Source organism: Intrasporangium sp., from assembly GCF_039812505.1.
Lineage (GTDB): Bacteria > Actinomycetota > Actinomycetes > Actinomycetales > Dermatophilaceae > Intrasporangium_A.
On sequence record NZ_JBDIAQ010000042.1, the window covers coordinates 1 to 25,592 of the forward strand.

Annotated in this window: 20 protein-coding genes; 8 read left to right on the top strand and 12 right to left on the bottom strand. The window is 73.7% G+C overall.

Translation table 11 applies throughout. The features are described from left to right. Window positions 1–21 precede the first annotated feature (21 nt). Window positions 22–2,955: a UPF0182 family protein gene (locus tag WMI84_RS07730; RefSeq protein WP_347351897.1), complete on the bottom strand. Its 2,934-nt coding sequence runs from the start codon at window positions 2,953–2,955 to the stop codon at window positions 22–24. A gap of 317 nt (window positions 2,956–3,272) precedes the next feature. On the opposite strand from WMI84_RS07730, the gene WMI84_RS07735 reads away from it, so the two are divergent. Further along, window positions 3,273–3,803: a PPA1309 family protein gene (locus tag WMI84_RS07735; protein ID WP_347351899.1), complete on the top strand. Its 531-nt coding sequence runs from the start codon at window positions 3,273–3,275 to the stop codon at window positions 3,801–3,803. 8 nt (window positions 3,804–3,811) lie between these two features. Here the strand turns inward: WMI84_RS07735 and WMI84_RS07740 are convergent, their stop codons facing one another. Next, window positions 3,812–4,957, bottom strand: a complete 1,146-nt coding sequence (locus WMI84_RS07740; RefSeq protein WP_347351901.1) for a S16 family serine protease — start codon at window positions 4,955–4,957, stop codon at window positions 3,812–3,814. After that, window positions 4,954–5,382 (bottom strand): molybdenum cofactor biosynthesis protein MoaE, encoded by a 429-nt coding sequence (locus tag WMI84_RS07745; RefSeq protein ID WP_347351902.1) that lies wholly within the window; start codon window positions 5,380–5,382, stop codon window positions 4,954–4,956. The genes WMI84_RS07740 and WMI84_RS07745 overlap by 4 nt, the downstream gene beginning before the upstream one ends. Before the next feature lie 145 nt (window positions 5,383–5,527). Here WMI84_RS07745 and WMI84_RS07750 point away from each other — a divergent pair, with 145 nt between their 5' ends. The 4 genes from WMI84_RS07750 to WMI84_RS07765 all read left to right on the top strand — a co-directional run bounded on the left by WMI84_RS07750 (window position 5,528) and on the right by WMI84_RS07765 (window position 9,921). After that, the gene (locus tag WMI84_RS07750; RefSeq protein ID WP_347351903.1) at window positions 5,528–7,078 is read left to right on the top strand and encodes a zinc-dependent metalloprotease; all 1,551 of its coding nucleotides are present in this window, start codon (window positions 5,528–5,530) and stop codon (window positions 7,076–7,078) included. 249 nt (window positions 7,079–7,327) lie between these two features. Further along, window positions 7,328–7,489 carry a DUF5679 domain-containing protein gene (locus tag WMI84_RS07755; RefSeq protein ID WP_347351905.1) on the top strand — a complete coding sequence of 54 codons (162 nt, stop codon included), beginning with the start codon at window positions 7,328–7,330 and terminating at the stop codon, window positions 7,487–7,489. A 155-nt stretch (window positions 7,490–7,644) separates the two neighbouring features. Then, window positions 7,645–8,514 (top strand): hypothetical protein, encoded by an 870-nt coding sequence (locus tag WMI84_RS07760; RefSeq protein ID WP_347351907.1) that lies wholly within the window; start codon window positions 7,645–7,647, stop codon window positions 8,512–8,514. Window positions 8,515–8,595: 81 nt separating this feature from the next. Beyond that, window positions 8,596–9,921 (top strand): AarF/ABC1/UbiB kinase family protein, encoded by a 1,326-nt coding sequence (locus tag WMI84_RS07765; RefSeq protein WP_347351909.1) that lies wholly within the window; start codon window positions 8,596–8,598, stop codon window positions 9,919–9,921. 152 nt (window positions 9,922–10,073) lie between these two features. On the opposite strand, the gene WMI84_RS07770 is transcribed toward WMI84_RS07765, so the two are convergent. The 5 genes from WMI84_RS07770 to nudC form a co-directional block, all read right to left on the bottom strand. Then, the gene (locus WMI84_RS07770; protein WP_347351911.1) at window positions 10,074–10,208 is read right to left on the bottom strand and encodes a hypothetical protein; all 135 of its coding nucleotides are present in this window, start codon (window positions 10,206–10,208) and stop codon (window positions 10,074–10,076) included. A gap of 65 nt (window positions 10,209–10,273) precedes the next feature. Beyond that, on the bottom strand, window positions 10,274–10,561 hold the full coding sequence (locus WMI84_RS07775; RefSeq protein ID WP_347351930.1) for a WhiB family transcriptional regulator: 288 nt from the start codon (window positions 10,559–10,561) through the stop codon (window positions 10,274–10,276). 259 nt (window positions 10,562–10,820) lie between these two features. Continuing rightward, the gene (locus WMI84_RS07780; RefSeq protein ID WP_347351913.1) at window positions 10,821–11,075 is read right to left on the bottom strand and encodes a hypothetical protein; all 255 of its coding nucleotides are present in this window, start codon (window positions 11,073–11,075) and stop codon (window positions 10,821–10,823) included. 137 nt (window positions 11,076–11,212) lie between these two features. Continuing rightward, complete coding sequence (locus WMI84_RS07785) at window positions 11,213–13,378, bottom strand: ATP-dependent DNA helicase UvrD2 (RefSeq protein WP_347351915.1); 2,166 nt, start codon at window positions 13,376–13,378, stop codon at window positions 11,213–11,215. Between the two features lie 66 nt (window positions 13,379–13,444). After that, window positions 13,445–14,365 (bottom strand): NAD(+) diphosphatase, encoded by a 921-nt coding sequence (gene nudC / locus WMI84_RS07790; protein ID WP_347351932.1) that lies wholly within the window; start codon window positions 14,363–14,365, stop codon window positions 13,445–13,447. 43 nt (window positions 14,366–14,408) lie between these two features. On the opposite strand from nudC, the gene WMI84_RS07795 reads away from it, so the two are divergent. Beyond that, complete coding sequence (locus WMI84_RS07795; protein ID WP_347351917.1) at window positions 14,409–15,782, top strand: phosphotransferase; 1,374 nt, start codon at window positions 14,409–14,411, stop codon at window positions 15,780–15,782. 69 nt (window positions 15,783–15,851) lie between these two features. Here WMI84_RS07795 and WMI84_RS07800 read toward each other — a convergent pair whose 3' ends face one another. From WMI84_RS07800 to moeB, 4 genes are all read right to left on the bottom strand, one after another. Further along, a complete protein-coding gene (locus tag WMI84_RS07800) occupies window positions 15,852–19,124 on the bottom strand; it encodes an ATP-dependent DNA helicase (protein ID WP_347351919.1) in 3,273 nt (1,090 codons plus the stop codon). Continuing rightward, complete coding sequence (locus tag WMI84_RS07805; protein ID WP_347351920.1) at window positions 19,121–22,312, bottom strand: PD-(D/E)XK nuclease family protein; 3,192 nt, start codon at window positions 22,310–22,312, stop codon at window positions 19,121–19,123. The genes WMI84_RS07800 and WMI84_RS07805 overlap by 4 nt, the downstream gene beginning before the upstream one ends. 281 nt (window positions 22,313–22,593) lie before the next feature. Beyond that, the gene (locus tag WMI84_RS07810; RefSeq protein ID WP_347351922.1) at window positions 22,594–23,301 is read right to left on the bottom strand and encodes an MGMT family protein; all 708 of its coding nucleotides are present in this window, start codon (window positions 23,299–23,301) and stop codon (window positions 22,594–22,596) included. A gap of 13 nt (window positions 23,302–23,314) precedes the next feature. Next, window positions 23,315–24,493 (bottom strand): molybdopterin-synthase adenylyltransferase MoeB, encoded by a 1,179-nt coding sequence (gene moeB / locus WMI84_RS07815; protein ID WP_347351924.1) that lies wholly within the window; start codon window positions 24,491–24,493, stop codon window positions 23,315–23,317. 78 nt (window positions 24,494–24,571) lie between these two features. Between moeB and WMI84_RS07820 the strand changes: the two genes are divergently transcribed. Together WMI84_RS07820 and WMI84_RS07825 are read left to right on the top strand one after the other, a co-directional pair. Continuing rightward, window positions 24,572–25,243 (top strand): TetR/AcrR family transcriptional regulator, encoded by a 672-nt coding sequence (locus WMI84_RS07820; protein ID WP_347351926.1) that lies wholly within the window; start codon window positions 24,572–24,574, stop codon window positions 25,241–25,243. A gap of 11 nt (window positions 25,244–25,254) precedes the next feature. After that, on the top strand, window positions 25,255–25,527 hold the full coding sequence (locus WMI84_RS07825; RefSeq protein ID WP_347351928.1) for a DUF3107 domain-containing protein: 273 nt from the start codon (window positions 25,255–25,257) through the stop codon (window positions 25,525–25,527). Window positions 25,528–25,592 lie beyond the last annotated feature (65 nt).

Genomic DNA, 25,592 nt, shown 5'->3' on the forward strand with positions numbered 1-25,592 from the left:
CCCGCGGTTCTCACCGGATGGTCACGGCCCCGCGGTACCCGTTCCCTGGGGGGATGCCGCTACCGCCCGCTTCAGGGCCTCCTTCAGCTTCTCCTGGGCCTGTCCGTATGCCGCGAAGTTGCCGTCCTTGAGCGCGGCCTGCCCCTCGGCGAAGGCGGCCTCGGCGTCCTTCAGGGCCTGCGTGAGGGCCGCCTGGTTCGGCTTGGCGGGCGGTTGTGCCGACTGGGTCGGGGCCGGCCCGCTCGTCGGCGGGGTCGCTCCCGGCGCGGGCGAGACGGGCGTCGTGGTGCCGGTGTCGCCGGCCTTCGCCCCCGACTGCCCGCCGAAGAGGTCGTTGAGGGCGTCGTCGAGCGAGCCGGCCCACGCGATCCGGTCCCCGAACGCGACGGCCACCGCCGACAGCAGCGGGTAGGACCCGGCCGCCTTGGCCTGGACGTAGATGGGCTGCACGTACAGCAGGCCGCCGCCGACCGGCAGGGTCAGCTGGTTGCCGAACGTGACCGAAGCCGCCCCCTGCTGCTGTGTCGTCGTGATGAACTGCGCGAGCGTCAGGGTCAGCTCGGGGTCCTTGGAGGTCACCGGGGAGGTCCGCATGGCGTTGAAGACCTGGCCGGGCCCGTTGACCGTGCCACCGGTCATCTCCAGCAGCCGCATCGTCCCGTACTCGGGCGACTTCTTGCCCGTCTGGTTGCCGGCGTCGCCGTCGGCGGCGAGGAAACCGGACAGGACCTGGCGGTCACCGGTCGGCATGAACGTCGAGGTCAGCGAGAAGGCCGGGCTGCCCTGTCCGGGCATCGCCAGGGACAGGTAGTACGGCGGCTGGAGCAGCTCCTCGTCGGCCGTGCTCTGCGTCGGGTCGTCCGGCACCCGCCAGAAGTTCTGGCCGGTGAAGAAGGTCGACGCGTCCCTGTCGTGGTATCGCGACAGCAGGGTGCGCTGCACCTTGAACAGGTCCTCCGGGTAGCGCAGGTGGGCCATCAGCGAGCCCTTGATGTCCGACAGCGGCTTGACCGACCCGGGGAAGATCTGCATCCACGCCTTGAGGACGGGGTCCTGCTCGTCCCACTCGTAGAGGGTCACCGTGCCGTCGTAGGCGTCGACGGTCGCCTTGACCGAGTTGCGCACGTAGTTGACCTGGCCGGCCTGCACCGCCCGCACCGACTCCCGGGTCCGGGTCACCGCGTCCTCGGTGACGACGTTGAGCGTCGTCATCTGCGAGTAGGGATAGGACGCCGAGGTGGTGTAGCCGTCCAGGATCCACAGCACCCGGCCGTCGACGACCGCCGGGTAGGCGTTGCCGTCCAGGGTGAGCCACGGCGCGACCCGCTGGACCCGCTCGCGCGGGGTGCGGTGGTCGAGGATCTTCGAGTCGGCCGTCACGGCGTCGGACAGGATGAAGTTCACCTCCTTGTACTTCATCGCGTAGGCGAGCCGGTTCACCCCCCCGAGCGGGACCCCGCCCTTGCCGGCATACGTGTTGGTGATCTCCCCCGTGCCGCTCGGGTCGGGGTAGTCGAACTCCTTCTTGCCGCCCCCGACGACCGAGTACTCCGGCGAGTTCTCCCCGAAGTAGATCCGCGGCTCGTACGGGTCGAGCGCCCCCTTGCGGCCGATCTGGCCCTCGAAGAAGGTGGGCCGCCCGTCGTCGTCGCGGGTGTTGCCCTTGGCCGCGACGACCCCGAAGCCGTGCGTGTAGACGGTGTGGTCGTTCAGCCAGTTGCGCTGCCCGTCCGGGATGCCGTTGAGGTCGATCTCGCGGGCCGCGATGACCGTGTCGGTCAGGGTCCCGTCGATCAGGTAGCGGTCGACGTCGAGCACGTCGGGGAACTGGTAGTAGCCCTTGCTCGCCTCGAGCTGCTTGAAGGTCGGGCTGACGATGTTGGGGTCGATCAGCCGGATGCCGGGGATCGTCGCCGCGTCGCCGCGCAGCTGCCCCGGCGCAGCGACCGTCTTCGTGTCGTAGGACTGGACCTTGACCGTGTCGAACCCGTAGGCGGCGCGGGTCGCGTCGATGTTGCGCTGGATGTAGGGCACCTCGAGCGACTTCTCCGACGGCTTGACCTTGAGCGACTGGACCAGCGCCGGGTAGATGGCCCCGACGGCGATGACGCAGACGACCAGGACCGCGACACCGACGATCGGCAGCCGCCACGACCGCGTCCAGATCGTGCTGACGAACAGGCCAGCACACATGATCGCGGCGATCGCCAGGATGGCCTTGGTCGGGATGACGGCGTGCGCCTCGGTGTACTGGATGCCCGTCATCCGCGTCGACTGGGCGGTGGCGAGGTTGTAGCGGTCGATCCAGAAGGCCACGGCGCGCACCAGGACGAGCACGGCGAGCAGGACCGACAGGTGCACGCGCGCCGCCTGGGTCGAGCGGGTGTGGGCGCCGATGACGATGCCGCCGTACAGGTAGTGCGTGAAGGCGGCCGCGATGATCGCGACGACCAGGACCATCGTCAGGAACCCGATGACGAAGTTGACCCACGGCAGGGTGAAGACGAAGAAGCCGATGTCCAGGCCGAACTCGGGGTCGGTCCGGCCGAAGGGCTGGCCGTTGACCCACATCTGGTAGGTGTCCCACTGGGTGGCGGCCGACAGGCCGGCGAAGAGCCCCAGCGCGAGGGGGGCGGCGATCGTCGCGGTCCGCCGCATCGGCTCGACGAGCTCGCGGTAGTGCTCCATCACCTGCGTCTCGGGGGAGGGCGCATAGATCGGCCGCACCCGATAGGCGATGTGGATGCTCGACCAGGCGAGCACCGCCATCACCAGCCCGGCGACGATGCCGAGCAGCAGCCGCGTCACGATCTGGGTGCGGAAGACCCCCACGAAGTCCACGGACTCGTACCAGAGCACCTCGGTCCAGAACTGCGCGACGATCGTCAGCAGCAGGATGACCGCGGCGGCGACGACCAGCGCGGTGACGAGCGGGCTGCGCGACGGTCGGTGCATCGCGCCCGCCGGCGGCGGACCCGAGGCCCCGTGGTCGCCGGAGGAACCCCTACCGGGGCTGAAGTCGCTGTCACTCACAGTGGGGCTGCCTCGGATCGCGCGGAACGGTACGCGGCAACGATAACCCGACCCAGGGACGGACCCCGTCCCTCCGGCACCCCCGACGGCCGCACGTGGCCCAGTTGTGACACGCCGGTATGCTGCCCGGCGCCCTGCGCGCCCCGTGCGGGCCGTCTCCGCGACCACTACGGCCCGCTGGAGGCATGGTGCCCGGGCGACCGGCCGGGGCCGCCGAGCGGGTGGGGCAGGATGGTGGGGTGCAGCCGACACCCGTCACGGACCCCCTCGCCCTCGTCGCCCTGGACACGGAGCGTCACGTCGCGATCCGCGGCTGGGACCAGCCGGCCCGGTTGTTCGCGCTCGTGCGCACCGCGGCGCTGCTCGAGCGCGAGCCGCACCTGCGCGGGCAGTTCCGTGCGGCGGACCTGCTGCCCGGCTCGCTGACTGCCGTCGAGCAGGAGGGCCTGCAGGCGACGAGCTCCATCGAGACGCTCATCGGCCGGATCGCGTGGCCGGACGAGGTGGACGGCTGCGCCTTCGCCGTCGAGCGGATGGTCGTCCCGCCGGAGGCCGAACGCGACCTGCCAGCCCGTCCCGACGACGCCGTCGAGGCTCTCGCGGCGCACCCGTCCCGTCAGGACGTGCGTCTGCTCGCCGCCGTGCTGCGCGGCGGCCGGTCCGTCTGTCTGCTCCGGCAGCGCGCCCACGACTCCGACGACGCCGTCGCGACCGGCCCGGACATCGCACCCGGGCTCGTCGCGGCTCTGCGGACGACCTTCGAGCCCTGACTGGTCGTTCAGCAGTGCGGCTGGCCGCCGGCCGCACCCCGGGCGATGGCCTCGACGGCGCCGACCGCCCCGTCGAAGGTGCCCACCTTGACCACCTGAAGCCCGTCCGGCACTTGCCCCACGACCTCGGGACAGTTCGCGGCCGGCGCCAGGAAGTACGACGCGCCGGCGTCCTTCGCCGCGACCATCTTCTGGCGGATGCCCCCGATCGGCCCCACCCGGGCCTGCTCGTCGATGGTGCCGGTCCCCGCGATGGCGGTGTTCCCGGTCAGCGCGCCGGGCGTCAGCTTGTCGTAGATCGCCAGGGCGAACATCAGCCCGGCCGAGGGCCCGCCGACGTCACCGGCGTTGATCGTCACGGTGACGGGGAAGTCGTGCTCGACACCGAGCAGGATCCCGATGGCCGTCCGGCCACCGCTCGCGCTGATCGTCGGGACCCGCACGCTCAGGGGCACGCCGGAGCGGGTGACCTCGATCGTCACGTCATCACCCGGGTCCACGCGCTGCAGCGCGTCCCGGATCACCTCGGGGTCACGGGCCGCCACCCCGTCGACGCTGACGATGCGGTCGCCCTTCTCGAGCAGGCCCTTGGCCTTGGAGGTGTCCAGCACCTGCGCCACGACGACGTGCGTCGGCACCTTCAGACCCACCGCCCGCAACGCCACGGCCTTGGCCTCCTGCTGGGAGTCGGCCATCTGGACCGCGCTCTCCTCGGCGACCTGCTGCTTGCTCGCCTGCGGGTCGAACATCTGGTCCACCGGGTAGACGTCGCGGGCCGGGTCGAGCCAGGCACCCAGCAGGTCCCAGGCGTCGACCGGGAACCCCGGCCCACCCTTGACCACCACGGTCAGGAAGCGCAGCGCGCCCTCGGTCGGGTAGGTCTTCCGGCCCGCGATGACGATGACCGGCTTGGTCGTGCCGCCGAGCTGCTCCTCACCGAGCGCGTTGAACGTCGGCCCGGGGCTGACGATGGCGTAGGGCAGGCGGACCAGGGACCCGGCCACGACCGCCGCGAGCAGGAGGAAGAACACGACGAGCACGGCGACGTTCCGGCGGCCCAGCCGCTCCCGACGGACCCTGCGGTGCGGGGCGGCGGGCGCGCCCTCCCCGTCTCCCGGGCCGGACTGCCCGGGAGGGCCCGCCGGGGTCGTCACGGCAGGCCGACCCATTCGTCCAGCCCGTCGGTGAAGCGCTGGTGCTTCCAGATCGGTACGGTCGCCTTGAGCTCGTCGACGAGCGCCCGGCAGACCTCGAAGGCCTCGGCCCGGTGCTCGGCGCTCACCGCCGCCACGATGGCCAGGTCGCCGACCGTCAGGTGGCCGACCCGGTGGACGACCGCGATCCGGACCGTGCGACCCGTTGCGTCGAGGCGCTCGGCGAGCTCGCGCGTACGGCTCGCAGCGAGGGGGTGCGCGGAGTAGTCGAGATGTATGACGCCCCTGCCCTCGTCGGTGTCGCGCACGGTCCCCACGAACACGCAGATCCCCCCGGCCCGCGGTGCCGCGACGCTGCGCAGCACCTCGTCCACGGACAGCGGTGCCTCACGGATCTCGGCCAGGGTGACGGTCACGCCCGTCATCGTATGCGGCTCGCACCGGCGCCGCCGACACGCGTATCCTCACGCAGGGGACCACCGCGCCGACGCTCGTGGCCTCGCCCGGGGAACTCGGCGCGCCGTTCGGTGGTTGTCTCGGAGCAGAAGCGACATTCCACCGAGGAGCATCATGGCAGACGACCGCGACCCCGCACCGTGGGAGGACGGCGGCGACGAGGACGAACCCTTCCGATTCCCGCCGGGGTTCGACCCGAGCGACCTCGGGGCGATGATCGAGCACGTCCTCGGCGAGTCCGCCAGGAACCCCGAGCTGGCCGACCTCATGCGTTCCATGGGGGTCGACCCGGACGACCCGCGCACCAAGGCCGCGATGCAGGCCCAGCTGCGGACCTTCATGCAGGCGCAGCAGTCGCCGACCGGCGCGCTCCAGCTCGCCGTCGAGACCGCCCGCCGCCACGTCATGAACGCCGAGGGCAACGACCTGCACGATGCCGCCGCCGTGCGCGCCGTCGCCGACTCGGTCCAGGTGGCCACGCTGTGGCTGGACGAGCAGACCACCCTGTCGGCACCGCAGTGGCGAGCCGCCGGGCTGAGCCGGGCCGAGTGGGTCGAGTCGACCATGCCGCGCTGGTTCGACCTGGTCGAGCCGGTCTCCGACGGCGTCACCGCCGCGACGTCGGCCGCCCTGCGCAAGCAGCTGGGCGAGCTGGGGCCGGGCGCCTTCGGCGGGGAGCTGCCGCCCGGACTGCCCCCGGGCTTCGACCCGGCGAAGATGCTCGAGCAGTGGGCGCCGATGCTGGGCAACCTGAGCCGGCAGATGTTCGCCGCGCAGCTCGGTCAGGCGGTCGGCACGCTCGCGGCAGAGGTCGTGACCGGCACCGAGGTGGGGCTGCCCATCACCGAGCCGGGGCTCGTGGCGCTGCTGCCCGGCAACGTCCGCGCCCTGGCGGAGTCGCTCGAGATCGACGAGACCCAGGTGCGGCTCTACCTCGCCGTCCGTGAGGCCGCCCGGGTCCGCCTGTTCTCGGAGGTGCCCTGGCTCGGCCCACAGCTGCTCGCGGCCGTGGCGGAGTACGCCCGCAACATCACGATCGACACCGACGCGATCGAGTCGGCCCTGACCAGCGTCGACCCCAGTGACCCCGAGGCGTTGCGCGCCGCGTTGCAGGGCAACCTGTTCACCCCCTCCCCGACCGCGGCGCAGAGGGTCGCCCTGGCCCGCCTGGAGACGCTCCTCGCGCTCGCCGAGGGCTGGGTCGACCACCTCACCCAGCGCACGACCGTGCGCCACCTGCCACAGTCCGCGGCACTCGCGGAGACGATTCGGCGCCGCCGGGTGGGAGGCGCCGCCCAGCGCACCTTCGCCGGCCTCGTCGGGCTCGAGCTGCGCCCCCGTCGCCTGCGCGACGCGGCCAACCTGTGGGCCGCGCTCGAGGACGCCGGGGGTGCCGCGTTGCGCGACGGCCGGTGGGCGCATCCCGACCTCGCCCCGACGGCCCACGATCTCGACGACCCCATCGGCTTCGTCGAGCGCGCCACCGGCCACGCCCCGGAGCCCGGCGGCGAAGGGCTGGAGGCCGACCTCGACTCCGTGCTGCGCGGCATCCTCGACGAGGCGGCTCGGTCCGGGCCACGTGGAGAGCAGCACGGCGACCGCCCCGAGCCCGGGGACGAGACCGGCCCGGGTCCGGCCGGGGGCCCAGGGGCGCCACCCCGCTGAGGGGCCCGCCGGAGCGGGGCCGGCGGCATACCTCCCTCGTCACGAGCCTTGGGTCAGGCCGGGCGCCGCGCCCGGGCCGCGCCGCAGCCGGCCGGCAGGCCCGTGACGAGATCCGGAGGACCGCCCGGTCCCGGGCGCGGCAACGGTGACGCGCCCACGCCCGACCGATCACGAATCCGTGCTCAGCGTGCCTTAGGGTTGTCCAAGTCCCGCACCCGTCCGATGGGTGCCAGCAACAAGGAGACACCAATGGCTGACGAGACCTACAAGGGCGAGTTCTACTGCGTCAAGTGCAAGGAGAAGCGCGAGGCGGAGGGCAGGGTCGTCGTGTCGGAGAACGGCCGTCGGATGGCCAAGGGCCAGTGCCCCGTCTGCGGTACGAACCTCAACCGCATCCTCGGCAAGGCCTGAGCGGCTCGCGGGCGTCTCGAGCGTCGGAGGGGCGGGACCCGGTGGCGGTCCCGCCCCTCTGCCTGTCCCGGCCCTGTGGACGACGGCCGCGGCGGGCCGGCCCGGCCTGCCAGTCTGGTGACCCAGCACCATTCGTCAGCCGCCCGGGAGAGCCCATGTCCGACCGACCCCGACTCAAACCGTGGCTGCGGCCGATCGTGCGGGGCGGCCACGAGGTGCAGTTCGGGTTCGCCGACGACGGCCTGATCGTCACCGGCATCTCGCCCGCCGAGGCCGACCTGCTCCGGTCGCTGGACGGCAGCCGCTCCCGGGCGCAGACCTTCGGCGACGCCTGCCATGCGGGCATCACGGCCACCCGGTGGCGTGAGCTGCTCGACCTGGCGCTGCGCCTCGACCTGATCGAGCCCGAGCGCCGGGACCTCGAGGTCGCTCCGGGCCGCCACGTCGTCGTCGACGGCACTGGGCCCCTGGCCGTCGAGGTGGGGCTGTTGCTGACCCGGCTCGGGGTCACTCGCGTCACCCAGGGCCGGCCGGCCGTCGACCTCGTGCTGGCCGACCCGTCCCGGGACCGCCCCGACCTCGTCCTGCTGATGGGCACCGAGGCGCTCGACCCACGCTGCGCCGAGGTCTGGTTCAGCCATCGGGTGCCCCACCTGCCGGTGGTGCCCCACAGCCGCGGGGTGACGATCGGGCCGGTCGTCGGCGGCGAGGTGAGCAGCCCGTGCCTGTGGTGCGTCGACCTGCACCGGGCCGACCGCGACCATGCGTGGGCCGCCGTGGTGCACGAGCTCGCCGGTGACGGGACGAGGGTGACCCCCGCCCCCTCGCCGGAGGTGCCCGGCCCCGGGGTCGTGCCCTTCGTCGCCGGCGGGGTGGCACTGCTCGCGCTGGGACTCCTGTCGGGGCAGGTGCCGCCTGCGGGCCTGGCCCTCGACGTGCGAGCGCCGTGGCCCAGGGTGGACCATCGCCGCTGGACCAGGCACCCGCGCTGCCACCACCACGGCGTGACGGCCGGCGCCCGCTGAGGCTGCCCGGCGTCGGGTGCCGCGTGTTCTACGCTCGGTTGGTGAGCACCATCAGCGCCGAGGCGACCGGGGGGTGGACGGATGACTGACCTGCCGCGTCGCGCGGTCGTGCGTTCGGTCAAGCTCGCCTCGGTGCCGCTGGGCTTCGCGGGCCGCACCGCGCTCGGCATCGGCAAGCGACTCGGCGGACGGCCCGCCGAGGTCGTGACGGCCGAGCTGCAGGCCCGCACCGCCCAGCAGCTGTTCCAGGTGCTCGGCGAGCTCAAGGGCGGGGCGATGAAGTTCGGCCAGGCGCTGTCGATCTTCGAGGCCGCTCTGCCCGAGGACCTGGCGGGGCCGTACCGGGCGATGCTGACCAAGCTGCAGGACAGCGCCCCGCCGATGCCGACCGCCTCCGTGCACCGGGTCCTCGCCGAGGACTTCGGGACCGCGTGGCGCGACCGGTTCCGCCACTTCGACGACGCGCCGGCGGCCAGCGCCTCGATCGGGCAGGTGCACCGGGCGGTATGGAGCGACGGTCGCGACGTGGCGGTCAAGATCCAGTACCCCGGGGCGGCCACGGCGCTGATGAGCGACCTGCGCCAGATCTCCCGGGTGACCAGGGTGGCGGCGGGCTGGATCCCGGGCATCGAGCTGGGGCCGATCCTCGACGAGCTGCGCGACCGGATGGCGGAGGAGCTCGACTACCGGCTCGAGGCCGACGCCCAGGCGACCTTCGCCGAGGCCTTCGCCGGTGACCCGCAGTTCGTCGTCCCGGACGTCGTCGACGGCACCCGCAGCGTCATCGTCTCCGAGTGGCTCGACGGCACCCCGCTCTCGCAGATCATCGCCAGGGGCACCCAGGCCGAACGCGACCACGCGGCCCAGCTCTACCTCGAGTTCCTGTTCGCCGGGCCGTCGCGGGCCGGCCTGCTGCACGCCGACCCGCATCCGGGCAACTTCCGGATCACCCCCGACGGTCGGCTCGGCGTCATCGACTTCGGTGCGGTGAAACGGCTGCCCGACGGTATGCCGCCGGAGATCGGGCAGCTGCTGACCATCGGTCTGCAGGGTGGCTCCGAGGCGCTGCTCGAGGGGCTGCGCGACACCGGCTTCGTCCGGCCCTCCATCGAGCTGGACCCGGACCGGCTGCTCGAGTTCCTCGAACCCTTCCTGGCTCCCCTGCGGACCGACACGTTCACCTTCAGCCGGGCCTGGCTGCGCAGTGTCTTCACCCACATCAACGACCCGCGGCAGCCCAACTTCGCGATCGGCTACAAGCTCAACCTGCCGCCGGAGTACCTGCTGATCCATCGCGTCTGGGGTGGCGGCATCGGGGTGCTGAGCCAGCTCGGGGGCACGGTACGAGGCCGGGAGGCGGTCAACGCACACCTGCCCGGCGCCCACCTGCCCCCGCTGGGTCCCTGACGGCGACCGCCCGCCGGGTCGCCCCCGAGGTCGTGCCGGCCCACGGCCGGCCGCCGACCCGGGACGCACGAACCGCGGGCGACTGGGTCGCCCGCGGTTCGCGGTCGGGTCGGTCCGGACTGGTTCTCGCCGGCCCCTCGGGGCCCGGTGCGTCACCGGTCGGCGTGACGACGGCTGCGGCGGATCTCCAGGGCGATCAACCGGGCGCTGCGGCGGATTCCGCTGCGGTCGCGTCGGTGGATGCGCTGGTCGATGCGGTCGCGGGCCAGCAGCTCTAGCTGGTGCATCGTTGTCTCCTGACGGGATTGTCCTGGTCGGTTCGGTTCGGTCACGCATGCGCGCGCCTCGGCGGTCATGCCGCGACCGGATGCTTTCGGGGGCGTCCCCTCGGTCGTTTCCGGGCCACGATCGCGCCCTGGACGATGAGCTGGCCGCCCCAGACGCCCCACGGCTCCTGACGCTCGAGGGCGCCGGCCAGGCACTGGGCCCGGGCCGGGCAGAGCCCGCACAGCGTCTTGGCGCTCTCGACGTCCTCGGGCCGTTCGGCGAACCACAGCTCCGCGTCGTGGTCGCGACAAGGAATGGTCGTGCCCTTGGCCTCGGCTCGGGTCCCGAGGTCGATCAGATCGCTCAGGGCCATCGCGTTCACCTCCATCTCGGGTGCGCCCGGGGTGTGGCGTACCGGTTCGTTCGTGCCGTGCTGCGAGAGTCCCGCGCCGGAGCGGGTCTCGGTCGTGCTCGTCATCCGGGGGGTCATCGGTGGTGTCCCGTATCTGTCGGGCGCCGGGTGCGGCGCTGGCGGTGATGATGGGTGGAGCGGCACGTGGTGCGGAATACACAAAGGCCGCGGACCCGGTGATGTCGGGTTCGCGGCCTGGAGAGGAGGCGCTTGGCCTGGATCAGACCGGTGGCCTCCCGAGGTGGGAGCGAACGACATCGATGGTCTTGTGGGTGCGGGCGTCGACAGGGCTGTCCCCGAAGGCCCGGACGTCGGCGACGACAATGGCCGTACCGAGGGCGACGAAGGGCACAGCAGTCCCCTGCAGCTTGACGCCCATGGCCGCCAGGAGGACCTGGCCGGCCGGACGCGCGACGACGCCGCAGCGCCCTGCACCCGTCGTGGTGATCATGGTGTTCGTGATCTTGATGCTCATCAGGCCAACCTCCTCCCGGCTCCGCGGACCCCAGCCGGCCACCTGAGCCGCTGGGCTGTCACCTGAAAAGCGTACGCGGCCGACCGAGCCCGCACCAACACATTTTCCGGATTCCGTCGAGCTTTTCTCAGCGAACCTCAAGGGTCAGCCGGATCCCCTGCGGGAGAGGGGGATTCGACCGCCGACTCGGTCGTACGGCCCTCGAGCAGGGCCAGCACGTCGGCGCCGTAGGCCGCTAGCTTCCGCACGCCCACGCCGCTGATCGCGGACAGCTCCGCTTCCGTGGCGGGCTCGCGCTCGGCGATGGCGGTGAGGGTGGCGTCCGTGAAGACCACGTAGGCCGGCACGCCCGCCGCCCGTGACACGGTCAGGCGCCAGTCACGCAGCCGTTCGAAGGTGGCCTCGTCGTAGGTCGGCGGACAGCCGGTGCACCGGCCGGTCTTGCGCTCGGCCGCCGTGCCGAGCGCGGCGCCGCACGAGCGGCACCGGGCCTGCTTGACGCCCTTGCCGGGGCGCCGCTTCGAGCCCGGACCCTCGGCGCCGACGTGGGCCTGGTCGCCGAGGACGGCCGACGCCGCCGCCAGGAAGCGCGAGGCGCGCCGGTTCCCGCGTGCCCCGGGGGTGCGGGACTCGGCGAAGGACAGCTCGAGCCGTCGCCGGGCGCGCGTCAGGCCCACGTAGAGCAGGCGACGTTCCTCCTCGATCGCCTCGAACCCCTCGGCCAGGGAGATCGGGATCAGGCCGTCGGAGCAGCCGACGAGGAACACGACGTCCCACTCGAGCCCCTTGGCGGCGTGCAGGCTGGCGAGCGTGACCCCCTGGACGGCGGGGGCGTGCTGTTCGGCGGCCCGGCGGTCGAGCTCGGCGACGAGCTCGGGCAGCCGGGCCTCGGGCACGGTCGCGGCCAGGTCGTCCGCCAGCTGCGCGAGTGCCCTGAGCGACTCCCATCGCTCGCGCACCGCCCCCGAGCCGCTCGGCGGCTCCGCCGTCCAGCCCGCCCCGGTCATGACGTCGCGGGCCAGGTGCCCCAACGGCTGCTCCCCGTCGTCGCTGCGAGCCGCGCCGCGCAGCAGCAGGATCGCATCGCGGACCTCCTTGCGGGCGAAGAACCGCTCGCCGCCCCGGACGAGATAGGGCACGCCCTCGTCGGCGAGGGCGTGCTCGACGGCCTCGGACTGCGCGTTGATGCGGAAGAGGACGGCGATCCGGCCGGCCGGCGTCCCCTCCTCGATCAGCGCGCGGGCCCGCGCCGCGACGGCCGCCGCCTCGGCCGGGTCGTCCGGGTGTCTCGTCAGGACGGGACGTGGCCCCGGCGCGCCCTGGGCCCGGAGCCGGACCGCCGCATCCCCGTCTGCTCGGGGAGCGCTCGCCACGATGCGGTTGGCCAGGTCCACGATCTCGGGTGAGGAACGGTAGTTGCGCACCAGCCGGACCACGGTCGCCTCCGGGAAGCGTCGCCGGAAGCCGAGCAGGTAGCGGGGGCTGGCACCGGTGAACGAGTAGATCGTCTGCGCCGGGTCGCCCACGACGCAGATGTCGGACCGCTCCCCCAGCCAGAGGTCGAGGAGGCGCTGCTGCAACGCGTTGACGTCCTGGTACTCGTCGACGACGAAGTGGCGGTACTGGTCGCGCACCGTCCTGGCCACGTCACCCCGGTCCGCGAGGATCCCGACGGTCAGCAGCAGCACGTCCTCGAAGTCGATCACCCCACGACGACGCTTCACCTCCTCGTAGGCGTCGATGACCCGCGCCATGCCGGTGACGTCGACCCCCGGCGGCTCGCGTCCGGCGGCGCGGGCTGCGCCCGGATAGCTCTCGGCGGTGAGCAGGCTGACCTTGGCCCACTCGATCTCGGCTGCCAGATCGCGGATCGCCGTGCGGTCGAAGCGCATCCCGAGCCGGTTCGCGGCCTCGGCCACCGCAGGGGCCTTCTGGGCGAGGACCTCGGGAGCAGCGCCGCCGACGGCTCGGGGCCAGAAGTAGTGCAGCTGGCGCAGGGCGGCCGCGTGGAAGGTCCGGGCCTGCACCCCAGCCACCCCGAGCTCCCGCAGCCGCGTGCGCATCTCGCCCGCCGCGCGGGCCGTGAAGGTCACCGCGAGCACCCGTTGCGGCTGGTGCAGCCCCGAGTGGACGGCATACGCGATCCGGTGTGTGACGGCTCGGGTCTTGCCCGTGCCCGCCCCGGCCAGCACGCACACCGGGCCCGGAGGGGCCGTCGCCACCTGCCGCTGCTCTGGGTCGAGGCCCGCCAGGACCGTGTCTGGCGTGATGAGCGGGTATGCCGCTGGGCTCGTCCCCGACATGACCCTCCTTGCGATGCCGTACCCCTCCATCCTCGCACCCGGTGGCGACGCCGCCCTCCGGCTCGGCTAGCCCCGGGCGGCGGACTCCACCGTCTCGCCGAGCCAGTGCTCGATCATCCGTTTCGCGATCGAGATGCCGACGGGCGCACGGACCTCGTGTCGCCGCAGCCGCGCCCGGTACTGGTCGCGGGTCATCCAGCAGGCCTCGGCCAGCTCGACGGGGTCGAGGTCGAGGTGGACCTCGGCGGTGCGGGCGGTGAAGCCGATCATCACCGACGACGGGAACGGCCACGGCTGGTTGCCCAGGTAGGTGACGTCCCCGACCACGATGCCGACCTCCTCGGCCACCTCGCGCGCGACGGCCTGCTCGAAGGACTCGCCCGGCTCGACGAACCCGGCCAGCACGGAGAAGCGCCCCTCGGGCCACCGGGACGACCGCCCGAACAGGAACCGGTCGTCCGGGTCGGTGACCGACATGATGACGGCGGGGTCGGTGCGGGGGTAGTGCTCGCTGCCGTCGGTCGGGCAGCGGCGCACCCAGCCCGCCTGGACCGGCTCGGTCGGGCTGCCGCAGAGCGAGCACCGCCCGTGGGTGCCGTGCCAGTTGGCGAGCGCGAGCGCCGTGGTGAATAGCCCGGCGTGGAGCGGGTCGAGCAGGTCGCCTGCCCGGCGCAGGGTGAGCCAGCCGTCGTCTAGCTCGTCGGAGCCGGGAGGTGGCAGGACGGCGATGTAGGCCCGCCCGTCGGGGCCGCGGCCGAGCGCCGCGGCCAGCAACGTCCGGTCGCCCGCCCGGGGTGCGCGCAGCGCCAGCGAGGCCCGGCCGTCCGCGACGACGACCTCGGCCCGGTCGCCGCGGATCTCGATCACCCGGGTGTCCGGATCGGCCAGCAGCACCTCGAGCAGCCGCGGGTCGCGACGCTCCAGGCCGGACCGGTCCAGAGTCGACGTCGTGAGCGCGAGGTCCTCGAGAATCCCGTGCGTCGTCATCACCCTCCCACCCTAGGTTCCCCGCTCCGCCTACGGTGGGGGGGTGTCCCGGAGTGCACTGCGTCTCGCCGCCCTCGCGAGCTCGGCCGTCCCCGGGCTCGACCCGGTCTCCGTCGTAGGGGTACCGGTACGGCCCGGCGACCGCCACGAGGTCGCGTTCGTCACGGACTCGCTTGACCGCGAGTGGGTCGTGCGCGTGGCGCGCACGGCCGCGGCCGGTGCCCTGCTCGAGGACGTGGGCACCCTCCTGCCGCTGCTGGCCCGTCGGCTCGAGGTCGCCGTCCCCGTGATCCGTGGCGTGTCGGCCGGGTCGGCCGGGCGGGCCGTCGTCCACGCCAGGGTGCCGGGCGTGCCGCTCGACTTCGCGGCACTTCCCCCCGCGGCCGCGCTCACGGCCGACGTCGGGCGCACCCTCGCCCACATCCACGACATCGACCGCGCCGTCTTCGAGGAGGCGGGTCGCCCGACCTACGACGCCGAGACGCACCGCAAGCGGCTGCTCTCCGAGCTCGACCGGGCCTCCACGTCCGGACACGTTCCACCCGGTCTGCTCGCCAGGTGGGAGCACCGCCTCGAGGATGTCTCCCGGTGGCGGTTCGCGCCCACTCCGGTGCACGGCTCCTACGCCGGGTCACACGTGCTGGCCGGCTTCGCGGACCAGGACGACGCCGGCAGCGGCCGGGTGCTCGGCGTGGTCGGCTGGGAGCAGGCCCGCGTAGGTGATCCAGCCGACGACTTCGCCGAGCTCGTCGGCCGCACCGACCGGACGGCACTGGACACCGTCCTCGAGGCCTACACCCAGTCCCGGACCGAGCCACCGGACCCGAACCTGCCGGCCCGGGCCCGACTGGCGGCGGAGATGTCGCTCGTGCACCGGCTCCTGGCCGCCCTCTCGGCGGGCGAGACCCGGCTCGTCGAGCACGCCTCGGCACGGCTGCAGGAGCTCGACGAACGGATCCGCGAGGCCGAGGAGCTCGCCCGGGCCGAGCGGCTCGAGGCCGAACGGGCCGCGATGCGCGAGCGGCATCGGGCGCGGCTCGAAGCGGCGGCGCAGCCGTCCGTGCAGGGGGTGCAGGTCGCAGCCGCGGAGCGTCGTCCCGAGGACGAGGCGACCCAGCCGTTCGCCCCCCCGAGCGCGCGACTCGAGCCCGAACCGGGTGGTCTGCGGCAAGCCGACGCGGCGCTGGACCCGCCGGGGGACGCGAGCCTGGGCGAGGCGCCGCACCTCGCGGAACGCTCTCCGGCCGGCGCGCCGGCGGCGACCGCGTCACCCTCCCCGACCGGCCCGTCGCCGTCTTCACCCGACCGGGTGCGACCGGACGAGGACGGGGATGCGGTCGACGACCGGCACGAGGGAGCGTCCCATTTCGTCACCTTGCAGCGGCGCGGGCCACGGGGCCCGGGGCCGGACGCCTGAGCGCGCGGCTGACCCGCGTACGATCCCGGCGGGCCCGGCCCGGACCTCGAACGGTCCGCGCTCCGGGGCTTACGGGGCGATGGTGGCCAGCAGCGCGGCGAGCTCGGTCTCCGGCGGTACCTCCGGGCGGACCGTGACGCCCCGGGAGGCGTAGTAGAAGGCGGCGTCGACGAACTCGGGCAACACTCCGCGCAGCCGGGCAAAGGCGGTGGCGTAGGCCGCGAGCTGGAGTGACCTGACGTGGGCCTCGCGGCCCGTGGGTGGCGCGCCGGTCTTCCAGTCCACGACGGTCCAGCCGCCGTCGTCGCGGGGGAAGACCGCGTCGATCCGGCCGCGGACGGCGATGCCGTCGATGACCGTCTCCACGGGCAGCTCGATCTCGACGGGGATGCGCTCGGCCCACTCGCTCGCGAGGAAGAGCTCCTTCATCCGGCGCAGGTCATGCCCGACCTCGGCCCCCTCGTCGGCGCTGCCGGGCAGGTCGAGCAGGTCGACCATCGCCGCGCGCCCGTAGTGCTCCTCGAGCCACGCGTGGAAGGCAGTGCCACGCCTGGCCGCGGCCGCCGGGGGCGCGGGCATCGGCCGCCTCAGGTGCATCGCGAAGGCCTCGGGGTCACGCGCCAGGGCGACGACGGCGGATGCCGACAGGTGCCCCGGAACGTCGACGACGGCCGGGCCCCGGTGTCTGCGGGCAGCCCGTTCGGCGAGCAGCAGACGCAGGTCGTCGAACCGGTCGTCGGCCACGGCCGGCAGGGGGTGGGCGGCGTCGGCGAGATCGATGACGCGGCCCGCGACGTCGAGCATGGCGGCCCGACGTTGGGCCATCGGGTCGTGCGGCCAGAGGGCCGAGACGGGCTCCGCGAGCAAGGGGTTGTCGGGCGACACACGCTGGCCCTTGTCGTTCGTCACCGGGTCGGGTGCGGCGGCCCAGTCACCTACGTCGAGGCTGCCGTCGAGCGCCTCCCTGATCTCCGTGAGGAAGCGCGAGTCGACGTTGACCGTCTTGCGGGAGGACCAGAAGTGGCTCGAGAGGAGCAGGTCGGTGCGGGCCCGGGTGAACGCGACGTAGGCGAGCCGGCGCTCCTCCGCCACGGCATGCCACCCTCCGGCGGTGACGAACTCGTCGATGTCCACCGCCAGCGACCTACGGTCGGCCGGTCGCCGCCAGTCGAGCACCGGCAGTCCGTCGCGGTCTCCCCGCAGCTCGTACGGCACCCCGTCCAGGCCGGTCAGCCAGCCCTTGTCGGTGACCTGCCCCTTGAGCCGCCACTCCCCGTCGACGTATGTCACCGATCTGGCCGCGTGGGACGGGAAGACGGACTCGACCAGTGCGGGGACGGCGACGGCGTCCCACTCCAGCCCCTTGGCGGCGTGGACCGTCAGCACCTGGACCGCGTCGCGGTCGGACTCGACGTGCCCGAGCTCGAGACCGCGCTCCTGGGACCTGGCCGCCTCGAGCCAGGCCAGGAACCCGGTCAGCGTGGGCCGGTCGGAGGTCATGGCAAAGCGGGCAGCGACGTCGGCGAACGCGTCGAGGTGGACCCGGGCGGTCGCAGCCGTGTGCTCGGGCCGGGACAGCACCTCGACGTCGAGGCCGAGCACGTGCTCGGCCTCGGCGACCACGTCGGCCAGCGGGAGCGCCGTGATCCGGCGCAGCGCTCGCACGACGCCTCCCAGTGCGGTCAACCGCGCGTGGGCCGTGTCGCTGAGCCGGGCCCCGCTGCCCGAGCGCCAGGCCGGGGACGGCAGGGGGTCGAGCGCCTCGACCAGGGTCGCCTCGTCGGTGCTGTCGGGGGACAGGTCGCTGCCACGGTCGCGGCCGACGCCACGAAGCTCACCGGCCCAGGCCCAGAGCGCGTCGAGGTCGGCCGGGCCCAGTCGGGCGACCGGGCCGGTGAGCAGCCGCATGAGCTGGTCACCGCGCGTCGGGTCGGCGGCTACGGACAGGGCCGCGACCAGGTCTGCGACCTCCGGAGTCATCAGCAGCCCCCCCAGACCCACGACCTCGACGGGCAGCCCTTCCCGGCGCAGCGCGTCCACGATGACCGGGAAGTGGGCGCGGCGCCGACACAGGACCGCCGCGGAGCGCCCCGTACGGGTACCGGCCGGGGTGCGCCACCGGCTGGCGATCCACTCGGCCACGTGCGTGGCCTCGTCGTCGAGGGACTCGAGCCGGGCCACCGTGACCGTGCCCGGGCCGGCACCCGGCCGCGGCGCGAGGGGCCGCACGTGGGTCGTGTGGAGCGGCCGGGAGGTGGCGTTGGCCACCTCGAGGATGCGCAGGTCGTTGCGCCAGCTCGTCGACAGGGGCAGCACCGCGGCGGGGGTGCCGTCATCGGCGAACTCGACGGGAAAGCGGGTCAAGGTCGTGGCGCTGGCCCCACGCCAGCCGTAGATCGACTGGTTCGGGTCGCCCACCGCGGTCAGCGCCACCGGGTCCTGGCCGCCGTGGAACAGGCTGCGCAGGAACGCGAGCTGGGCCTCCGAGGTGTCCTGGAACTCGTCGAGCAGCACCGCCCGGAACCGTTGCCGTTCGACCCGGCGCACGTCGGGAGCCGTGTCGACCAGACGGGCCGCGAGGGCCATCTGGTCCGCGAAGTCGACGGCGTCGCGCTCCCGCTTGAGGGCCAGGTAGTGCGCGACGATCGGCACCACGGCGCGTCGCTCCCGCAGGACGTCGAGCACGTCCCGTACTCGCGTCAGCGAGCCCTTGCCCGTCCCGTCGGGCAGCGCGTCGAGGTGGGCGATGACCTCGTCGAGGTAGCCGGTCAGGTCGCCGGGGTGCAGCAGGTGCTCGGCCATCTCACCGGCGAGCCCCATGACGGCCTCGATGATCGTCGACGCGGCCTTGCCGACCTCGTCCATGGCGCCGTCGTAACGCTCGACGGCCTCGGCCGCCAGCTGCCAGGCCCCGGCCTCGGTCAGGACGTGGTGCTCGGGCTCGATGCCGAGGCGCAGCGCGTGCTCACGCACCAGCCGGCCCGCGTAGGCGTGGTAGGTCAGCACGGTGGGCGTCCCGCCGAGGACCTCGACACCCGTGCCGTCATCGACCGGAGGGGCCCACAGCCCGGCGCGCGCGAGGGTGGACAGCCGGCTGGTGATCCGGGCGGACAGCTCGGCGGCCGCCTTGCGGGTGAAGGTCAGGCCGAGGACCTGGTCCGGCTCGACCTTGCCGTTGGCCACGAGCCAGACCACCCGGGCCGCCATGGTCTCGGTCTTGCCGGAGCCGGCCCCGGCGACCACGAGCAGCGGCTCGGGGCCGGCTTCGATGACCGCCTGCTGCTCGGCTGTCGGGTGCGGCAGGTCGAGCGCGGCGGCGATACCCCGGGCAGTGTGCCTCACAGGGCCTCACCCTCGGGTTGGACCGGGCAGGAGGTCCGCACCGGGCAGAGCTGACACCAGCTGCCCTGGACGGCCCGGAAGGTGGCGGCTCCCATGCCGGCCGCGGTCTCCGCGACGAGCCGGCCGGCCCAGCGCGGGTCGGCCGCCTCGGCCAGCGGGGACTGGCCCTGGACCGCTGGGCGCCGGCCGCTGAGCCCGGCCTTGCCGAGCTGGACGAGCGCGGCCCCACCCGAGGTGGTGCCGAGCTCGGCGAAGGCGCCGGACTCGACCGCAGCCTGGTAGGCGCCGAGCTGGCCGTGCTCGGCAAGCTCTGCCCCGGACGGCTTGGTCCCGCCGGTCTTCAGATCGACGATCCGCAGCCGCCCGGCCCGGTCCTGCTCGATCCGGTCGACCCGGCCCTTGAGCCGGGCGCGGTCGATCTGCACCGTGAAGCCGGCCTCGACGGCCACCTGCCGCCATCCCGAGGCGGCCGCGTCGGCCCGGTAGGCGACGAACCGCGCGATCATGTCATGTGCCTCGTCACGGGCTCGCTCGGTCAACCAGCCCGGGCCCAGTCCGAGGCGCCCCCACCTGCGGTCGAGCTCGGCGTGCAGGACGGCCGACTCGGCCTCGGGCTGGTCGGCGGCAATGTCGTGGACCAGGGTGCCGACGAGCTGGGAGCTGCGGGCGGGACCGTTGCCACCGACGGCGGACAGGAACCAGGAGAGGCCGCACTGGCGGAACCGCTCGACCTTGGACGGGGAGACCAGCACCGGCTCGTCGGGAGGGCGGACCGCGCGGTCGTCGCTGAGCTCGCGCAGCGCCCACCAGCTCTGCGGGTGGGCCCCGGCGACCCCGCCCCGCGCCGCATGGGCGAGCAGCACCGCCGCTGGTCGCGCCACGGCCGGGTCGGTGTTCGCGACGTCACGTCGCAGCTCGCCGACGAGCCCGGTCAGGGTCATCGGACGGTGCGGGTGGGTGTGCCTGCGCACCTCCGTGTCCAGCCCGTCCCCTGCCGGCGGGTCCACCAGGTCGAGGTATACCGAGGGCTGCTCGTCCTCGTTGCCCACCGCGGTCACGACCAGCCGTTCGGTCGTGCGGGTCAGGGCGACGTGCAGCAGCCTCGTCTCGTCGTAACGGACGGCGGTCTGGGCCGCCCGGAAGCTGTGCGGCCGGCCGGTCACGACGTCGACGAGCTCCTCCGAGCCGAGGACCGAACCACGCAGCCGCAGGTCGGGCCACACACCCTCCTGGACTCCGGCCACCACGACGATGCGCCACTGGCGACCGGCTGCGGTCTGGGGGGTGAGCAGCTGCACGGCCGGGCCGCTCTGCGCCCGCGCGAGCAGGGTGTCACCCGGGACGTCCTGACCCTCGACGTGGTCGAGGAAGGCATCCGGGCCGGCTTGCGGGAGCCGGTCGACGAAGGCGGCGGCCGCGTCGAACAGGCCCAGCACCGCATCGAGGTCACGGTCGGCGCGGCTGCCGGCCGCACCACCCGCGAGGGCGGCGCGTCGCCACGGCCCGGCCAGCCCGGTCGCGGCCCAGACCTCCCAAAGCACCGTCTCGGCCGTCGCGACGCGGTCGCGGCCACCGGAGCCGGTCACCCGTGCGGCCCGTGCACCGGCGTCGATCGCGGCAGCGATGCGGGCCGCCGGCGCGGCGGGCTCCCCGAGCGATCGAGCCCGGACCGGGTCCAGGAGCAGCCCGGCCAGCAGCTCGTCACTCGACCGTCCCCCACCTGCCTCCAGCTCCTCGCGGCGCAGGAGCCGACGGAGCCGACGCAGCGCCACTGGGTCGGCGCCGCCGATCGGCGACGTCACGAGATCGGCTGCGACCCTCGGGTCGAGGGCAGCGGCCGATCCGTGGCACCTCGCCGATGCGACGGCCAGCGCCACCCGCAGGATCGCCAGCAGCGGGCGGACGGCGATCTCGTCGCGCACGGGGGTCTCGGCCGTTGCGCTGGCGAGCGGGACCCCTGCGGTGGCCAGCAGCCGGCGCAGCAGCCCGGCCCGCGCAGCACCTCGCACGATGACCGCCATCTCGTCCCACGGCACCGCGTCGACGAGGTGGGCCCGGCGCAGGATGCCCGCGACGTGGGACGCCTCCTGGGCCGCCGAGCGCAACAGGGCCACCTCGAGCAGCCCGCCGGGCCGCGTGGCGCGCCACTCCCGCTGGGCCCCGCCGCCGAGCGCGCCGATCCGGCGCACGACCCGGTCGATGACCTCGCGCAGGGCGGCCGGGACGCGGTAGGAGTCCCGGAGCACGTGGCTCTCCCGGTCCTCCTCGCGGCCCAGCCCGACCCAGCCGTGGGCGAGGAACCCGGGGTCGGCCCCGCGGAAGGTCTGGACCGCGGCATCGGGGTCACCCAGCAGCACGATCCGCGGACCGGCCGATCCCACGACGGCCAGCAGCCGGGCCGCGGCCGAGGTGAGCTCCTGGGCGTCGTCGACGACCACGAGTGAGATCGCCTCGCGGAGCCGGTCGAGGGCGCGGCCGTCCTCGTCCAGCCGGTCGGCCGCGGCCGTGAGGACCCACGCCGGGTCGTAGGCGCCGTACCGCGAGAAGGCGGTGACCTGGTCGTACTCGCGCAGCAGGTGGGCCGCGGCGACCCACTCGGGACGGTCGCGCTCCTTGCCGAGCACGACCAGGTCGTCGGGACCCAGGCCGTGCTCGACGGCCCGCATGAGCAGGTCACGCAGCTCGGCCCGAAACCCTCGCGTGCCCAGTGCCGCCCGGAGCGCCTCGGGCCACTCGGGGCCCGGGGCGTCGCCGGCGGCGTGACCGGCCAGCAGGTCCCGCAGCACGACGTCCTGCTCGGGACCGCTCAGCAGCCGGGGTGCGGGATCGCCGCGCAGCGCGGCCTCGGACCGCAGCAGCGCGAAGCCGAAGGCCTGCCAGGTCCTCGCGAGCGGCTGGGTGCTCGTGCCCCCGAGGCGAGCGGTCACCCGGTCGCGCAGCGCAGCCGCGGCAGCGCGGCTCGAGGTGAGGGCGAGGCACCGGTCGGCCCGCTCCCCCGCGGCCACCTGCCGGGCGATGAGCTCGACGGCAAGCGTCGTCTTGCCGGTGCCCGGTCCGCCGAGGACCCGCCGCACCCGGGCCGACGACTCCAACACGGCGCGCTGGCTGTCGTCGAGCGGCGTCGACGGCGTGGCCGTGGCGGGTGCGCGGCGGAGGATGAGCACGAGAAGGATTCCATCATGCGGCACCGACAGAGCCTGTCGCGTCCTGGGGCGATGGCGGTGGGCCGAGGGCGCGTGCCCGGCCCGACCGCCTGTCCGGGAACGGCGACCCGCAGCGCTCGACCCGCGTCTGTTGACGGCCGTCGGTCCCCGCCCCGAACCCCACGAGAACCCACCCGAACGCAGTTCCCGTGGCACCGACCCGCCAAACCCCACGAGAACCCACCCCGAGAGCAGTTCCCGTGGCAGGCCGCAGCCACCCCGGCGCCCCGGCGCCACAGCGGCAGGCCGGTGAGCGGCATACCGCCTCAAGTGGCGACGAGCTCCACCTCGAACCCGCCGGGGCTCTCGAGGTAGGCGGCGTAGTGGTCCGGGCCACCCGCGTGCGGGTGCGCGTCGGCGAACAGCACCGACCACCCGTGCGCGGGGGCATCGGCGACCAGCGCGTCCACGTCGGCCGGGCTGCCGGCGTGGAACGCGAGGTGGTTCACGCCCGCCCGGCGCCGCTCGTGACCGCCAGGGGCGAGGTCGGGGCCGGACTCGACGACGACGTAGTGGCTGTCGAGCTCCCACGCGCGGCCCTGTCCCCAGTCGTCCCCGAGCCGGTAGCCGAGCCGGCCGAGCAGCCAGTCCCAGGCGGCGCCGTCGACCGCGACATCGTCCACCCAGATCTCGACGTGGTGGATCGCGCCCCTCGTCCGTGACGCGGCCGGCCCGGCCCACCGCGCGCGGGACATGTCGACCCTGGCCCCGGTCACGCGCCCGCCCACCATCGGGGTCCCCTCGGCTCGCCAGTGCTCGATCGCCTCACCGTCGTGGCACCGGGGCGGACGTCCGTCGGCGCGGATGACCCGCCACCACGGGACGTCCGAGCCGTACCGGCTCATCACGGCACCCACGTTGCGCGGTCCACCGTGACCGATCATCCGCGCGATGTCGCCGTAGGCGACGACCTGCCCCGACGGGATCTGCGCGACCAGGTCCAGGACGCGTTCGGCGTACTCCTCCAGGGTCATCCGAACCGCCCGGTCAGTACGGCGTCAGGGTCGGGTCGACCTGCTCGATCCAGGCGAGTATGCCGCCCTCGACGTTGGCGACGTCGCTGAACCCGGCGCGCAACGCCAGGCGGGTGGCCTCGGCCGACCGGCCGCCGACCTTGCAGTAGATCAGGATCCGCCGGTCCCGGGGCAGCTCGGCGAACGCCGCGCCGGACCGGAAGAGGTCGAGGTGGACCGGCACCGCGCCCGGTACCGCCGCGATGGCCCGCTCCTGCTCCCCCCGCACGTCGACCAGCAGCGGCGGGTCAGCGGAGGCGAGCGCGGCGGCGGCCGCACGCACGGTGACCGTGGGCACCGGCTCCTCACCTGCCGCGGCTGCCCCCGGCACCCCGCAGAACTCCACGTAGTCGACCAGCTCGGTGATGCTCGGGTGGGTCCCGCAGACCGGACAGTCCGGGTCGGCCCGCACGGTCAGGGTGTCCCATGTCTGGCGGAGCGCGTCGTGGACCAGGAGCCGGCCGAGCAGCGGCTCGCCGATCCCCAGGAGCAGCTTGACGGCCTCCGTGGACTGCACCGCCCCGATCGCGGCACACAGCACCCCGAGGACACCCCCCTCCGCGCAGCTGGGCACCGACCCGGGGGGCGGCGGCTGGGGGAAGACGCAACGGTAGCAGGGCCCGTGCCCGGCCCACCAGACGGAGACCTGCCCGTCGAAGCGCAGGATCGAGCCCCAGACGTGCGGCTTGCCGAGCATGACGCACGCGTCGTTGACGAGATACCGCGTCGGGAAGTTGTCGCTGCCGTCGACGACGACGTCGTAGTCCCCGATGACCGCCAGCGCGTTGCCCGAGTCGAGCCGCACGTCATGCCGGATGACGCTCACGTGTGGGTTCACGCGGTGGACGGCGGCCTCGGCCGACTCCGTCTTCGGTCGGCCGATGTCGGCGTCGGAGTGGATGACCTGGCGGTGCAGGTTGGTCAGGTCGACGACGTCGGTGTCCACCACGCCGATGGTGCCGACACCGGCCGCGGCCAGGTAGAGCAGCGCCGGGGACCCGAGCCCCCCGGCCCCCACCACGAGGACCCTCGAGGCGACCAGCCGTTCCTGGCCGTCCAGCCCGACGCCGGGGATCAGGACGTGGCGCGCGTACCGGGTGATCTCCGGCCCGGTCAGCCTGCGACCGGCCCGGACGATTCCCGCGCTTCCCATGGCCACACGGTACTGCTCGGTATGGTGAGAACGACATCGCGGGAGCCCCCGCCCCGGGCCTCCGGCACGACGAGAGGGATGCCGATGCCCCACGACCTGCACACCACCAGCCGCAGCCAGCGCCTGCCACGCACCGAGCGTCGTGCCCAGCTGCTGGAGGCGGCGCTCGGGGTGTTCACCGAGAACGGCTACCACCAGGCCGCCATGGACGACATCGCAGCCCGGGCCGGTGTGTCGAAACCGGTTCTCTACCAGCACTTCCCGGGCAAGCTGGAGCTGTACCTCGCGCTCGTCGACCGGCACGCGAGCGAGCTCGAGCAGCTGGTCCGCGATGCCTTGGCCCTCGATGACAACAAGGCGCGCATCCGCACGATGGTCGCGGCCTACTTCGACTTCGTCAGCCACGAGGGCGCCGCCTTCCGGCTCATCTTCGAGTCCGACCTCGCCAACGAGCCGGAGGTGCGTCGTCGCCTGGACCAGATCGTGCTCACCTGTGCCGAGGCGATGGCGGGCATCATCCGGGACGAGACCGAGCTCGGTCAGGAGGAGGCCGTCATGATCGGAGTCGGGCTGGTGGGCCTCGCCCAGACGGCCGCCCGGCACTGGCTGAGCCACGGCGACGCGATCTCGAAGGAGACCGCGACCCGCATCACCGGGGCGCTCATCCGGCGCGGGATCGCCGCGTTTCCCCTCGTGGCCCGGGGTGAGAGCGGCGACGGACGGGAGCCGGCCGCCGCGCCCGCTGGTTAAGGTGGCGACAGATGACAACGACCAGCACCCCAGCTAGCTACAACCATGAGGAAGGGATTGCCGTGGAGGTCAGGATCGGCGTGCAGCACTGCGCTCGCGAGATCGCCTTCGAGTCGATGATGACGCCGGACGAGCTTGCCGAGGCGGTGAAGGCCTCGCGCTCGGCAGAGGTCCTCGAGCTGGTCGACGACAAGGGCGGCCGGATCCTCGTGCCGAGCGTCGCCGTCGGGTACGTGACGACCGGCGCCGGGAAGAAGAGCGGGGTCGGGTTCGGCGCCCAGTGAGCGCGTCAGGTTCGGCGCCAGTGAGCGCGCCGCCCGGACCCGGCGCGCCGCCCGGACCCGGCGCG

Bases quoted from the DNA above. Each gene is read 5' to 3' on its own strand.
- WMI84_RS07730 (WP_347351897.1), bottom strand. From the start codon at position 2,955: ATGCACCGACCGTCGCGCAGCCCGCTCGTCACCGCGCTGGTCGTCGCC.
- WMI84_RS07745 (WP_347351902.1), bottom strand. From the start codon at position 5,382: ATGACGGGCGTGACCGTCACCCTGGCCGAGATCCGTGAGGCACCGCTG.
- WMI84_RS07750 (WP_347351903.1), top strand. From the start codon at position 5,528: ATGGCAGACGACCGCGACCCCGCACCGTGGGAGGACGGCGGCGACGAG.
- WMI84_RS07755 (WP_347351905.1), top strand. From the start codon at position 7,328: ATGGCTGACGAGACCTACAAGGGCGAGTTCTACTGCGTCAAGTGCAAG.
- WMI84_RS07760 (WP_347351907.1), top strand. From the start codon at position 7,645: ATGTCCGACCGACCCCGACTCAAACCGTGGCTGCGGCCGATCGTGCGG.
- WMI84_RS07765 (WP_347351909.1), top strand. From the start codon at position 8,596: ATGACTGACCTGCCGCGTCGCGCGGTCGTGCGTTCGGTCAAGCTCGCC.
- WMI84_RS07770 (WP_347351911.1), bottom strand. From the start codon at position 10,208: ATGCACCAGCTAGAGCTGCTGGCCCGCGACCGCATCGACCAGCGCATC.
- WMI84_RS07775 (WP_347351930.1), bottom strand. From the start codon at position 10,561: ATGGCCCTGAGCGATCTGATCGACCTCGGGACCCGAGCCGAGGCCAAG.
- WMI84_RS07780 (WP_347351913.1), bottom strand. From the start codon at position 11,075: ATGAGCATCAAGATCACGAACACCATGATCACCACGACGGGTGCAGGG.
- WMI84_RS07785 (WP_347351915.1), bottom strand. From the start codon at position 13,378: ATGTCGGGGACGAGCCCAGCGGCATACCCGCTCATCACGCCAGACACG.
- nudC (WP_347351932.1), bottom strand. From the start codon at position 14,365: ATGACGACGCACGGGATTCTCGAGGACCTCGCGCTCACGACGTCGACT.
- WMI84_RS07810 (WP_347351922.1), bottom strand. From the start codon at position 23,301: ATGACCCTGGAGGAGTACGCCGAACGCGTCCTGGACCTGGTCGCGCAG.
- moeB (WP_347351924.1), bottom strand. From the start codon at position 24,493: ATGGGAAGCGCGGGAATCGTCCGGGCCGGTCGCAGGCTGACCGGGCCG.
- WMI84_RS07820 (WP_347351926.1), top strand. From the start codon at position 24,572: ATGCCGATGCCCCACGACCTGCACACCACCAGCCGCAGCCAGCGCCTG.
- WMI84_RS07825 (WP_347351928.1), top strand. From the start codon at position 25,255: ATGACAACGACCAGCACCCCAGCTAGCTACAACCATGAGGAAGGGATT.